Origin of the sequence: Novosphingobium sp. UBA1939, from assembly GCF_002336885.1 — a bacterium.
Classification (GTDB): Bacteria; Pseudomonadota; Alphaproteobacteria; order Sphingomonadales; family Sphingomonadaceae; genus Novosphingobium.
In genome coordinates, this window is record NZ_DDFB01000106.1 from 21114 (window position 1) to 33717 (window position 12604).

The window sequence follows — 12604 nt, forward strand, 5'->3', positions numbered from 1 at the left end:
AGTTGAGAGGGGCTGACGCAGCGCTTGCCCCTCTCCCAACCCTCTCCCTCGAAGGGGAGAGGGCTACGCCGCTAATTCCCGATCTTGCCCGGCTTGGTCCACCACGAGAGCGTGTGCACGTCGTGCGAAGTCGTCCACACGCCCTTGCGCGTGTAGCGCAGCGCGCCGCTGCCCGAAGCCTTGCCCATGCGCGCGCGGATCGCCAGCGTTGCCGGGTCGATCACCACGAACACCTGGTCGGCGGTGGTGCGCAGCCACACCTTGCCGCCGCCAGTGTCGATATCGCCGTACTTGAGGTTATCGCCCACCTTGACCCGACCGGTGACGGCGCCCGTGGCGGGATCGATCCGCGCGACGGTGCCATCGCCCTGCTCCTGCACCCAGACCGCGCCTTCACCGGCGGCAAGGAACCCGGGTTCCTTGCCCAGCGCGGTCTTTCCGGCAACGGCATTGGTCGCGGGATCGATACGCTGGACGGACTGCTGCGCGCTGCTGACCGCCCACAACGATCCCAGCCCGAAGGCCAGATAGAACGTGCCGGGATCGACCGGGATGGTCGCGATCACGCTGTTGGTCGCGGGATCGATGCGCGAAACCGCGCCCTTGCCGTCGCTGGCGACCCAGATCGAGCCTGCACCCGCCACGACGTTCAGTTCGCCGAAGGGATTGGCGATGCCGGTCGGGATCGTGGCAGTGATCTGCGCGGTGCGCGTGTCGATGCGCTTGAGCGCGCCTTCCTTGCAATCGGCGACCCACAGGGTGTGATCGGCCACGGCCATGGCGCCGCAGGGGCGCGTCATCGGCACTTCCGCGCGCTTGCCGCCGCGCGCCCACTGCTCCACCCTGCCCTTGTTGGTCGCCCACACCGTATCGCCATCCACCGCGAGGAAATCCGCGAAGCCCGGCACGGTGATGACCTGTTCTTCCTGCGCCTGCGCCGCAGGCGCCTCCACGCAAAGAGCGGCAAGCGCCACCATCGCCAACCCGAGCCTGTTCATTTCGGTTCTCCTTCAAGGAAACAGCGCGTGCGCTTTCGCGTTGCAGCATTGTCCGAAACAACCTGCTTGTCCACGCCGTTATTACGATAGTGTGGCTATGTAATACCTTTTTGGGCGCGCTTGCCATCGGACGCGTTGCGGGACGCGTTAGCAAATGCGGAATATTACGCTTGACGATATAGGTAATATCGATAGCATGCCGGCATCATTCGGAAAGCAATCCGCCGAGGACCACGATGGGCAAGGACTTCAAGCAGACGCTGGTCAACCTCATCCCGCCGGCGATGATCGTCGCCGTGGTGCTGTTCTGGGCCTTTATTCCCGAAGCGCTGGCCAAAAATCCGGCGACCATCATCGTGGCCGGTCTTGTCATCACCGCGATCGTGCTGGGGCTGGAGTTCCTGTTCGAACGGCACGCCGGCTGGCGGCTGAACAAGCGCGAATTCCTGACCGATACGTTCTATGTGGTCTTGGGCTACACCGCGATCTCGTGGGTTTCCAACACGCTCGCGGAAGATCCGCTGAAGGCGGTCAAGAAATCGCTGGGCATTACCACCGACTGGGCCATGCACATGCCCTTTCTCCTCCAGGTGACGCTTGTCGTCTTCCTGATCGAGTTCGGCCAGTACTGGATGCACCGGCTGATGCACAACTGGCATCCGGCCTGGCTCACCCATGCGCCACATCACCACATTACCCAGCTGAACGCGATGAAGGGATATGTCGGCAATCCGATAGAGCTGTTCCTGATCAGCCTGAGCGTGGTGGCGCTCTTCGATCTGCCGCTGACCGCGATCTTCTGCGCCGCGAACATTCTGGGCGTGGTGTCCACGTTTGCCCATGCCAACGTGCGGTCCGATCCACCGCTGTTCTATTCCTTCTTCTTCACGACGATCCGCAACCACAGCCTGCATCATTCGGTGCCCTATGAGGACACCCGCTGCAACTATGCCAACTCGCTGATCCTGATCGATCGCGTCTTCGGCACGTACCGTGAAGGCGAGGCGGACGTGGTCGGGCAGGACGAACGCAAGCGGCTGTCGATATGGGAACAGTTCCTGTTCCCGTTCCGCCCGGTGATCGACGCGATCAAGGCCCGGCGCAACGATCCCCCGGCTACCGCCGGCTAAGCGGTGAGCCTGCTGCGTTCGCCCGCGCCCGATCGCACCGTCGCCTCGCTGCAACAAGCGCGCGCCGCGCTGCGCCGGGGTGACGTGGCCGGTTGCGCGCAACTCGCCGATGCCGCGCTGCGCGTGAATGCCGCACTTCCCGAAGCGCATTTCCTGCTCGCCATGGCGCTGGCCGAAACGGGGCGGATCAATGCCGCGCTGCCCGCCGTGGAACGGGCCGTTTCGCTGGCGCGCAACAACGCGGAATACGCCGCGCAGCGCGCCCGCCTGCTGATCCTGTTGCGCCGGGAGGGCGAGGCCCGCGCCGCCGCCGACCATGCCGCGCGCTGCCCGACGGACGATCCGCTGGTGCTCGATACGATCGGCTGCACGTATGCCCGGCTGGGCGATCACGGTGCGGCGGTGCCGCTGTTCGAACGCGCGGTAGCCGCCGTGCCCGATAACATCACCTTCCGCTTCAACCTGGCGAGCAGCTACGGCTTCTTCGGCCGCATCAACGACGCCGAAGCACAGTACGAGGCCATGCTGGCGCACGATCCCGGCAACGGGCGCGCCCATCTCGGCCTTGCCGGATTGCGCCGGCAAAAGGCGGAGCAGAACCACACCGCGCGGCTGGAAACAGCCATCGACAAGCAGCCCGATCCAGTGGAACGCCTGCGCATCCACTATGCCGCCGCCAAGGAATACGAGGATCTGGGGCGGCACGAGGACGTTTTTCGCCATCTTTCCACCGCCAACGCCGCGCACCGCAAGCGACTGGGCTTCGCCATGGACGGCGACGAGCGCAACGCCGCCGCGCTGCGCAAGGCCTTCGCCGATCCCGGCTATTTCGCTGGCGAAAGCACGCTACCGGATGCGCCGATCTTCGTGGTGGGTATGCCGCGCACCGGCACGACACTGGTCGACCGCATCCTGGCGGCCCACCCGCAGGTGGAATCGGCGGGCGAGTTGCAGGCCATGCCGCTGGCGCTGAAGCGCCTGTCGCAGAGCCCCTCGCGCATGGTGCTCGATCCCGAGACTATCGCGGGCGTGCGATCGGCGCATCCCGAAGACCTTGGCCGCGCCTATCTCGACCGCGCGCGCCAGCACGCCGGGGGCGACGCGCCGATCTTCGTTGACAAGTTCCCGCTCAACTTCCTCTACGCGGGGCACATCGCGCGCGCCTTGCCCAACGCCCGCATCGTCTGCCTGCGCCGCCATCCACTCGATGCGGTGTGGAGCAATTACAAGAACCTGTTCGCCACGACCTCGCCCTACTACGGCTGGTCGTATGACCTCGTCGACGCGGCGCGGTACTATGCCCTGTTCGACGGTCTGATCGCGCTGTGGCGGGATCTGTTTCCCGGCCGCGTGCTGGAACTCGGCTACGAAACGCTGATCGCCGATCAGGAGGGCGAAACCCGGCGCCTGCTCGATCATTGCCATCTGCCATGGGACGAGGCGTGCCTGTCGTTCCACACCGCGAGCGGCGCGGTGGCGACACCCAGCGCGCAGCAGGTGCGCCGGCCGCTGAATGCCGATTCCGTGCAACGCTGGCGCCACTACGAAGCGCATCTCGCCCCGGCCCGCGCCTGGCTGGAACAGGCCGGCATCGCCTGCGACTGACAGGGCTATCCGGCGACGAACGCGAACCAGTAGAGAAACGCGATGTTGATCGCCAGCAACGGCAGCGCGGTGCCGATCTGGCGGCGGATCACGCCATATTCGTCGCGCAGTTCCAGCAGCGCGGCGGGCACCAGATTGAAATTGGCCGCCATCGGGGTCATCAGCGTGCCGCAGAAGCCGGCGAGCATGCCGATCGCGCTGATCACCGCCGGATCGCCGTGATAGGTGGTGATCAGCAGCGGCATGCCGATGGCGGCGAACATCACCGGGAACGCGGCGAAGGCATTGCCCATGACCATGGTGAACAGCGCCATCCCCACGCCGAAGGCCACCACCGCGCCAAACAGGCTGCCCGCCGGAATGCCAAGACGGACGATCCCGCCCACCGCCTCGCCCACGCCGGCCAGCGCGAACACGGCGCCCAGACTGGCCAGCATCTGTGGCAGGATCGCGGCCCAGCCCACCTGGTCCATCAGCCGCCGGCCCTGATGCAAGGACAGCGCAAGAGGCGCGCGCAGCAGCGCGCCACCGGCCGCCAGTGCCAGCAGCACGCCCAGCGCAAGGCTGATCAGCGTCGCCTGCTTGCTTTCGACCAGGGTGGGCAACTGCTTGAACAGCAATGTCCCGGCCAGGGCCGTCAGCGGGATAACGAGCGCGATCAGGAACAGGCGGTTGCCATGGCGCGCCGCCCGTTCCGCGCGCGCGTCCGGCGCGACGTCGCCTGCATCGCTCCGTCCCAGCCCCAGCGCACCGATGCCCACCAGCGCCAGCACGAGCAACCCGTTGCCGACATCGCCGAACCGATCGCCGCCCCACATGCTGGCGGCCATCAGCCCCCAGAACGCGCCATTCCGGAACCGCCGGGGGTTCCCCGCATCGCGCAGCCCCAGCACGGCGAACGCGGCAAAGACCGCCCCGGCCAGGCCATAGACCCATTGGAGCGTAATCATGCAGCCGTTTCCCGGCCCTTCGTCCGGGCGAGGCGACGGTCCAGCAGCCACAGGCGGAAGCCGTGGACCGCGAAGGCGGCGATCGCCGTCGGGATGGCCCAGACCGAAAGCTGGAAGGGTTCGACGACGATGCCGTACTGTTCGAGCAGTCCCTTCATCAGCAGGATCGACCCGATCGCGAGAAAGATGTCCTCGCCGAAGAACAGCCCGACGTTATCGGTCGCGGCCGCCCAGGCCTTGACTTCCTCGCGCTCCGTTTCGGACAAGTCGCCCGCCTGCGCTTCGGCGGCGGCCACCGCCATGGGGGCCACCAGCGGCCGCACCGTCTGCGGATGGCCGGCGACCGAGGTCAATCCGATCGCCGCCGTCGCCTGGCGCAGCAACAGGTATCCGGCCAGCAGGCGACCCGCCGTGGCGCCGCGCAGCCCATCAATCAGCGTTCTCGCCCGCTCCCGCAGACCATAGGCTTCGAGCATGCCGATGACCGGCAGCACGATCCAAACGACGCTGACGTAGCGCGTATCGTTGAATGCCTTGCCGAAGGCGGCGACGATCGCCACGGGGCTCAGCCCCGCTGCCAGTCCCGTCGCCAGCGCCGCCGCCACGATGACGAGCAGAGGATTGAAGCGGAGCATGAAGCCCGCGACGATGATGGCGATGCCCAGCAATACCCACATGCCCGTGGTATCCGATTGGCGGGCCGCTTATGTCAAAAACAATCCGCGCGGATTCTACGGCACGATCTTCATCGCCTTCAGCCACAACGCGTATTGCGCGAACCAGGCATCGCTGGTGGTGCCGTTGGGCTGCGAGGCGAAGCCGTGGCCGCCGCCGCTATAGAGGTGAAATTCCACGGATGCGCCGGATTTGCGCCAGCCGTCGATCAGGCCGAGATCGTCCTTGCCGAAGAAACGGTCGTCCATCGCCAGCGCCGCGAACAGCGGCGGCGCATGGGGCGGGACGGGGCCGGTCTTGGTCGGGCCGTAGATCAGCCCCGCGAAATCGGGCCGGGCGTCGGTTGCATTCGCCTGCATCATGGCCAGTGTTGTCATCGCGCCAGCCGAAAAGCCCAGCAGGCCCACGCGGCGCGGATCGACATGCCATTCCTGCGCTCGCGCGCGCACCGTGCGCAAGGCGGACTGCGCATCGGCCACCGCATAGGGCAGATCCTGCAGGATATCGATCGGCGGCCCCTTGCCGGCAAACGTGCTGGCCAGCGCGTCGCGGAATCCGTCGATGCTGTCGGGCAGAATCAGCGTGCGGTACTTGAGAACGAACACGCGCACGCCCAGCTTGCCGAGCCGTTCGGCGACGCCATAGCCTTCGTTGTCCATCGACAGGAACTCGAAGCCGCCACCCGGAACGAGAATCACCGCCGGTTGATCGCCTGCCGGCGCAACACCCGGGGCGGGAGGGACGACGATCAGTTCCGGCCGGTTGACGTTGTAGACCAGCCGCTGCCCCGGCCCCTGCTGCGCCCAGGCTTCATGGCGCGTTTCCGCGCCCTTGGGCGATGGCAGCGTGACCGGCAGGGGGATGCCCTTACCGTCGGCCGGAATCGCGATGGGTTGCACCTGCTTCACCCAGTCGCCGGGCGCTGCCCGCGCGACACCCGGCAGGGCCAACAGCGCCGTCAGCGCCAGGCAGTAGCGATGGAAAACGCGCATCGAGGTCTCCTTCTCCGGTCCGGCTTGTCCGTCTCAGGCGCTGGTGGCCCGGCGCACGGCCATCTGCCAGCCGCCGATCAGGCCGGCCCGTTCCTCGGCCGCCATCCGCGGCGTGAAACGGACAAGACCATCCGCCCCCGGATCGGCCGACAGCGCATCGGGCCAGGCGCCGGACTGGTGCCCCGCCAGCAGCGCCGCGCCCAGCGCGGTGGTTTCGAGGTTAGCCGGCCGCTCCACCACGATATCGAGAATACTGGCCAGAAACTGGCAGAACCAGTCGTTCGCCGCCATGCCGCCATCGACGCGCAGGACGGCGAGCTTGCCCGCCCCGTCCTCCTCCATCGCGGCGACCAGATCGGCCGTCTGGAACGCCACCGATTCCAGCGCGGCGCGCGCGATGTGGGCCGCGCCAGTGTCGAAGGTCATGCCGGTCAGCATCCCGCGCGCCTCGGTATGCCAATGCGGCGCGCCCAGGCCGACGAAGGCCGGCACCATGAAGACGCCGCCGTTATCGGGCAGCCGTGCGGCCATCTCCTGCGTCTGCCGCGCTTCCACGATGATGCCCAGCTTGTCGCGCAGCCACTTGATCGCCGCGCCGGCCACGAAGATCGAGCCTTCCATCGCATAACGCGCCTGCCCGCCAACGCGATAGGCAATGGTCGTCAGCAGCCGCGCCTGCGAGCGTGCCGCCCGTTCGCCGGTGTTGAGCAGCATGAAGCCGCCCGTGCCATAGGTGATCTTGGCCTGACCCGGCGCGAAGCAGGACTGGCCGACCAGCGCCGCCTGCTGATCCCCCGCCATGCCGCCGATCGTCAGGGGCGCGCCGAACAGGTCGGTATGGCCGAAGTCCGAGGCGCTGTCGCAGACTTCGGGCAGGACCGCCGCCGGGATGCGGAACAGCGCCAGCAAGTCGGGGCACCAGCGCTGACGGTGAATGTCGTAGAGCAGCGTGCGGCTCGCGTTGGTCACGTCGGTCCTGTGCGAACGCCCTTCGGTCAGGCGCCACAGCAGGAACGTGTCGATCGTGCCGAACGCGAGTTCGCCGGCTTCGGCCGCCGCCCGCGCGCCAGGCACGGTATCGAGCAACCAGGCCAGTTTCGTGGCCGAGAAATAGGGATCGAGCAGCAGGCCGGTACGTTCCTGCACCAGCGCTTCATGGCCGGCATCGCGCAGCACGGCGCAGACTTCGGCGGTGCGCCGGTCCTGCCAGACTATCGCGTTGTGCAGCGGCTTGCCCGTCTTGCGGTCCCACAGCACGGTGGTTTCGCGCTGGTTGGTAACGCCGATCGCCGCGATGTCCGTCGACGAGAGTCCGCCGCGCTCCAGCGCCAGCTTCGCGCAGGCCAGCGTATCGCGCCAGATGTCCTCCGCATCGTGTTCGACCCAGCCGGGATGCGGGTAGTGCTGGGGGAATTCCTGCTGCGCGCTGGCGATCACGCGGCGATCCGCGTCGAACACCAGCGCCCGCGTGGACGTGGTGCCCTGATCGAGCGCGAGGATAAGCCCGGCCATTACCCTTCTCCCCCGCTGGCCGCCACCGGCGCGGCGGCCGTTTCGTGCCCCGCGCGTCTTGCCAGATAGAGCGCGAGCCGCTCCGCCGTATCAGAAGGACAGACAAGGCCCAACTTCGTTCGCCGCCACAGGATGTCCTCCGCCGTCCGCGCCCATTCGTGCGCGCACAGATAGTCCACTTCCGCAGCGGTCAATCCGGCCCCGAAATCCTCGCCCAGCGCGTTCCAGCCTTCCGCATCGCCCAGCCATTGCTCCAGGCGCGTGCCATAGGCATGGGCCACGCGCTCGGTCGTATCTGCCGGCAGGAACGGCCAGCGCGCGCGCACAGTCTGGAGGAAGGCATCGAAGTTGCCTCCGGGCAAGTCACCACCCGGCAACGGCTCTGCGCCCGTCCATGCCGGCCCCATCGCCGGCAGGAACGGGGCCAGCTTTTCCAGCGCGTGTTCCGCCAGCCGGCGATAGGTCGTCAGCTTGCCGCCGAACACGCTCAGCAGTTGCGGGCCTTCCTCGCGCCCCAGCTTGAGCACATAGTCGCGCGTGATCGCCTTGGCGTCGTCGCCGCCATCGTCGTACAGCGGGCGGACGCCCGAATAAGTCGAAACCACGTCGGCCGGCGCAACCTGCCGCTCGAAGTATTCGCTGACCGTGCGACAGAGGTATTCGGTTTCCTCGGCGCTGATCCTGGGCCGTGCGCGCTCGGCCTCGTCCACCAGCACATCCGTGGTGCCGACCAGCGTGAACCGCTTCTGATAGGGGATGGTGAAAACGATGCGCCCGTCCGGGTTCTGCAGGATGAAGGCGTGATCGCCCTTGTAGAGCGGCGGAACGATGATGTGGCTGCCCTTGACCAGCCGGATACCGCCCTCATGCGCCACGCCACCGATGCCGTGGAGCAGGCTGCCCGCCCACGGGCCGGCGGCGTTGACGAGGGCGCGCGCCTGCACGGTGGACACGACGCCGCCGGCTTCCTCGCGCAGATCCACCTGCCACAGGCCGTTTTCCACCCGCGCCCCGGTCATGGCCACGCCCGTCCGGATCGTCGCCCCGCGCGCGGCGGCGTCCATGGCGTTGAGCACGACCATCCGCGCATCGTCCACCCAGGCATCGGAATAGGCGAAGCCGCTGGTCAGGCCGGGTTTGAGCCCATCGCTCCAGCGCGGATCGCGCAGCGAGACCCCTTCGGACTTGGGCAGACTCTGCTTGCCGCCGATGTGATCGTAGAGCCACAGCCCGATGCGGATCATCCAGCCGGGCCGGCCGCCCTTGGGCCGGGGCAGCACGAAGCGCAACGGCCAGATGATGTGCGGGGCGATCCGCAGCAGGCGTTCGCGCTCCTGCAACGCTTCGCGCACCAGGCGGAATTCGTAATATTCGAGATAACGCAGCCCGCCATGGATCAGCTTCGTGCTGGCCGACGAAGTGTGCGACGCGAGATCCTCGCGCTCCACCAGCAGGACGTTCAGCCCGCGCCCCGCCGCATCGCGCGCGATGCCGGCGCCGTTGATGCCGCCACCTACGACAACGATGTCATAGACCGGCGATGCGCTTGTTTTCGTCATTTCAGGCGATCCTGTTCCCGGAAGCTGCGCGGAGCGCCCGGAGGCGTAATGGTGCGGGAATGCCGCGTCAATTGGGCACCGGGGATGCAAACGTATCCGCCGGGATCGCGCCCGGACGCATGATCGTCCAACCGGCAAGCGCGTGGCCCGCGCGCGCGGCGGCACGCGGATCGGCACCGCGCATCCGCTCCGCCAGATAGCCCCCGTTGAACGCATCGCCCGCGCCGCTGGTATCGACCGGATCGAGCACGGCGTCGGGCGCAATGACCGTCGCATCGGGCAGCAGGCATCCCGCCTCGCCCAGCTTGACCACGGTTTCGCTGCACCCCGCTGCCTGCCAGTGCGCCAACACCGCCGATGCAGAACTTGCGCCCCCCATGGCGATCTCGTCGTCCAGCGTCGGCAGGCCGATATCCGCCACCGCGATCGCGCTGTCGCGCGCGGCACGCGCTTCCCCCGCATCTTTCCACAACCGGGGCCGGTAGTTTCCGTCGAACGAGACTTTGCCACCGCGCCCGCGCACCCGGCGGGCCAGCGCCAGCAAAGTCTCGCGCGCGTCAGCCGGCAGGATAGCCAGCGTGATCAGCGAGAAATGAACGAGGTCTGCCCGTTCGATCTGTTCCAGCGCCGCCGCCGCGCCGGGCAGCGCAAACATCTCGCGCGCGGCGCTGGTATCGCGCCAATAGGCGAAACTGCGTTCTCCCTGCGCGTCGGTGCTGATCGCGTAAAGGCCCGTCTGGCGCGAGGGATGCGCCAGCACCAGCGAGCAATCGAGCCGTTCCGCCGCCCAGCGATGCCGCAAGTCATCCGCGAAGGGATCGCTGCCCAGCGCGGTGAAATAGCCCACGTCATGCCCGGCGCGCGCCAGATGGATCGCGGTGTTCAGCGTGTCTCCACCATAGCCCAGCGCCCAGCCCTCACCCTGCCGCGAGAGTTCGAGCATGGCTTCGCCCACGCATACGATCCGGGCCATTCAGCGTCCTGCCTGATCTTTGGCCTGATAATAGTGCGCCAGGACGTCGAACGCCATCTTGTGCTGGCCCGTTTCCGAAATCAGGCCCTTGCGATTCCAGCCCTGCTGGAAATCGGGGTTCTGCCGGCGGGGCGAACGGAAATCCTTGAGAATCCAGGGAGACATGCCGCGCAACGTGGGCAGGCTGTCCGCCATGGCCAGCGTCTTGCGGTAATATTCCGCCTGGAACTCCTCGGAGAACTTCTGGCCGGCGCCGCCATCGTGGAAGCCGGCCTTGGCATCGGCACCGAATTCGGAAAAGACCAGCGGCTTGTTCGCCGGCACGTGCCACACGCTGCCCGGCAGGTCGGCCAGCCGGTCACTGGTGTACCAGCCGTTGTAGGTGTTGATCGCCATGACATCGAGGACATCGGCGAGCGGATCGGCCAGCGTCATCGTCGGCACGGCCGCATCCTTCGCGCGATCGACCAGCAGCGCCGCACTGACCAGCCGCGTATCGTCCAGCCGGCGCACATCGCTGACCAGCGTGCGCAGGAACACGTTGCGCGCGTCCGTCACCGGCGTTTCGTTGGCGACGCTCCAGATCGCCACCGAGGCGCGGTTGCGATCGCGCAGGATGTTTTCGGCCAGCATGTTGCGCGCCGTGGCCAGCGTCTGCGGGTTCGACCACGCGACCATCCAGTAGACCGGCACCTCGCTCCACACGAGCAGACCCATCTCGTCGGCCACGCGTGTCATCACTTCGCTGTGCGGATAGTGGGCGAGCCGCACGTAATTGCCGTGGAGCCCGTTCTTGACCTCGCCCAGCAAGGCCCGCGCCGCATCGGGCGTGATGATCCGCGCCGGATTGCTGCCGATTTCTTCCTCGTGCACCGAGATGCCGCGCAGGAACACCGGCTTGCCGTTGAGCAGGATGTCCGCCCCGCGCGTCTCGATGGTGCGGAAGCCCACGCGGTCGCGCCAGGTGTCCTCGCCCGCCGTGATCGTCACGTCATAAAGCCGGGGCGTTTCGGGCGACCAGCGCACCAGCGCGCGCGGCGCGGCCATGGTGGCGCGCCAGTCGCCATGCGCGTCTGTCTTGCCGGCGAGTTCCAGCTTCAGTTCGCCGATGCGCAGGCGGACCGCGCTGTTCGCGGCTTGCGGGCCATCAAGATGCGCGCTGACCGTGATCCGTCCATCGCGCGTCAGCCGCACCCACGCATCGTCCACGTAAGTGTCGGGCGTGGTGATCAGGCGGATCGGGCGCGTCACACCGCCATAGTTCTCCCAATCGGTCACCGGGGGTGGCACGGTGATGGCGGTCGCCTGCGAATCCACGCCCACGGTCACCTGGTTCGCGCCATCGCGCAGCAGCTTCGTCACATCGAAGGCAAAGGGGGTGAAACCGCCTTCGTGCCGGCCCACGGGCTGGCCGTTGACATAGACCGTGGTGGTGTAATTCGCCGCGCCGAAGCGCAGGAACGTGCGCCCCTTGCGCTGCGCGGGCACATCGAACGTGCGCTGATACCAGACAAGGCCCTGATAATGGCGCATCTCCGGCGTCTGCGCCAGCCACGAGCCCGGAAGCGCGGCGGTGGGCGAATGCGCCATGTCGAATTCGTAGAGCGTGCGGTTGTCCTCGGCCATGGCCTTGCGGACGTCGACATCGGCATAGCGCTGCTGGCCACGCTCGGGCATCTCGCCGTGGAAACCGGCGATCCCCGCACGATAGGGATCGATCGAATAGTGCCACGGGCCGGAAAGATCGGTGCCCTGGCGCATGTCAGCCGAAACGAGCAGCGGCCCGTTCTGCACGGTGTTGAGCGGGAGGACCGCCGGAGCCTCCTGCGCCATGGCCGGCACGGCACATCCCAGCGCCGCCACGATCAATCCCGCTTTTACCCGAACCTGCCGCATGTCCTGCTCCCGCACTTGCCGCTCGATACGTCTATGGGCGATCCGGAAGGGGTGGTGGGGGCTGAGGGACGCCCCCACCGATGCGACCGGAGGACCCGGATCGTCAGAAATTGACGCCGAAGCGCACACCGCCATAGCGGCGATAGTCACGCGGCAGCACCGCCTGCGTCGCCAGCACCGTGCCGAAGTTGCTGGCGGTGTTGACCAGCGAGCCGTAGTACTGCTTGTCGAACAGGTTGTTGATGAACCCGGTCAGTTCCCAGCGGCGATCCTCGGCGCGCAGCCCCAGCGCGATATTGACGATCGAATAGGCC

Annotated in this window: 10 protein-coding genes and 1 pseudogene (1 of these 11 running past the window's edge); 2 read left to right on the plus strand and 9 right to left on the minus strand. The window is 67.2% G+C overall.

Annotation, left to right across the window (positions count from 1 at the left end; genetic code table 11):
- Positions 1-71: 71 nt before the first annotated feature.
- Positions 72-998 (minus strand): YncE family protein, encoded by a 927-nt coding sequence (locus B3547_RS13365; RefSeq protein WP_292963929.1) that lies wholly within the window; start codon positions 996-998, stop codon positions 72-74.
- A gap of 236 nt (positions 999-1234) precedes the next feature.
- Between B3547_RS13365 and B3547_RS13370 the strand changes: the two genes are divergently transcribed.
- Both B3547_RS13370 and B3547_RS13375 read left to right on the plus strand, forming a co-directional pair.
- The gene (locus B3547_RS13370) at positions 1235-2128 is read left to right on the plus strand and encodes a sterol desaturase family protein (protein WP_292963931.1); all 894 of its coding nucleotides are present in this window, start codon (positions 1235-1237) and stop codon (positions 2126-2128) included.
- A 3-nt stretch (positions 2129-2131) separates the two neighbouring features.
- The gene (locus tag B3547_RS13375) at positions 2132-3733 is read left to right on the plus strand and encodes a tetratricopeptide repeat-containing sulfotransferase family protein (protein ID WP_292963933.1); all 1602 of its coding nucleotides are present in this window, start codon (positions 2132-2134) and stop codon (positions 3731-3733) included.
- A 5-nt stretch (positions 3734-3738) separates the two neighbouring features.
- Here B3547_RS13375 and B3547_RS13380 read toward each other — a convergent pair whose 3' ends face one another.
- The 8 genes and pseudogenes from B3547_RS13380 to B3547_RS13415 form a co-directional block, all read right to left on the minus strand.
- Positions 3739-4683, minus strand: coding sequence for a DUF979 domain-containing protein (locus B3547_RS13380; RefSeq protein WP_292963935.1), 945 nt, complete (start codon positions 4681-4683; stop codon positions 3739-3741).
- The gene (locus B3547_RS13385) at positions 4680-5360 is read right to left on the minus strand and encodes a DUF969 domain-containing protein (RefSeq protein ID WP_292963937.1); all 681 of its coding nucleotides are present in this window, start codon (positions 5358-5360) and stop codon (positions 4680-4682) included. Before B3547_RS13385 ends, B3547_RS13380 begins: the two co-directional genes overlap by 4 nt.
- A gap of 54 nt (positions 5361-5414) precedes the next feature.
- On the minus strand, positions 5415-6350 hold the full coding sequence (locus tag B3547_RS13390) for an alpha/beta hydrolase (protein WP_292963939.1): 936 nt from the start codon (positions 6348-6350) through the stop codon (positions 5415-5417).
- Positions 6351-6383: 33 nt separating this feature from the next.
- Positions 6384-7862: a glycerol kinase GlpK gene (gene glpK, locus B3547_RS13395; RefSeq protein ID WP_292963941.1), complete on the minus strand. Its 1479-nt coding sequence runs from the start codon at positions 7860-7862 to the stop codon at positions 6384-6386.
- Positions 7862-9421, minus strand: coding sequence for a glycerol-3-phosphate dehydrogenase (gene glpD, locus B3547_RS13400; protein WP_292963943.1), 1560 nt, complete (start codon positions 9419-9421; stop codon positions 7862-7864). Before glpD ends, glpK begins: the two co-directional genes overlap by 1 nt.
- Before the next feature lie 67 nt (positions 9422-9488).
- Complete coding sequence (locus tag B3547_RS13405) at positions 9489-10394, minus strand: sugar kinase (protein ID WP_292963944.1); 906 nt, start codon at positions 10392-10394, stop codon at positions 9489-9491.
- The gene (locus B3547_RS13410) at positions 10395-12290 is read right to left on the minus strand and encodes a glycoside hydrolase family 2 protein (RefSeq protein ID WP_292963945.1); all 1896 of its coding nucleotides are present in this window, start codon (positions 12288-12290) and stop codon (positions 10395-10397) included.
- Positions 12291-12393: 103 nt separating this feature from the next.
- Positions 12394-12604: pseudogene (locus tag B3547_RS13415) on the minus strand (TonB-dependent receptor); it runs 1838 nt beyond the window's last position.

What these genes read in the sequence shown, in the direction of transcription:
- B3547_RS13365 (WP_292963929.1), bottom strand. Translation starts at nt 998, where the DNA reads ATGAACAGGCTCGGGTTGGCGATGGTGGCGCTTGCCGCTCTTTGCGTG.
- B3547_RS13370 (WP_292963931.1), top strand. Translation starts at nt 1,235, where the DNA reads ATGGGCAAGGACTTCAAGCAGACGCTGGTCAACCTCATCCCGCCGGCG.
- B3547_RS13380 (WP_292963935.1), bottom strand. Translation starts at nt 4,683, where the DNA reads ATGATTACGCTCCAATGGGTCTATGGCCTGGCCGGGGCGGTCTTTGCC.
- B3547_RS13385 (WP_292963937.1), bottom strand. Translation starts at nt 5,360, where the DNA reads ATGTGGGTATTGCTGGGCATCGCCATCATCGTCGCGGGCTTCATGCTC.
- B3547_RS13390 (WP_292963939.1), bottom strand. Translation starts at nt 6,350, where the DNA reads ATGCGCGTTTTCCATCGCTACTGCCTGGCGCTGACGGCGCTGTTGGCC.
- glpK (WP_292963941.1), bottom strand. Translation starts at nt 7,862, where the DNA reads ATGGCCGGGCTTATCCTCGCGCTCGATCAGGGCACCACGTCCACGCGG.
- glpD (WP_292963943.1), bottom strand. Translation starts at nt 9,421, where the DNA reads ATGACGAAAACAAGCGCATCGCCGGTCTATGACATCGTTGTCGTAGGT.
- B3547_RS13405 (WP_292963944.1), bottom strand. Translation starts at nt 10,394, where the DNA reads ATGGCCCGGATCGTATGCGTGGGCGAAGCCATGCTCGAACTCTCGCGG.
- B3547_RS13410 (WP_292963945.1), bottom strand. Translation starts at nt 12,290, where the DNA reads ATGCGGCAGGTTCGGGTAAAAGCGGGATTGATCGTGGCGGCGCTGGGA.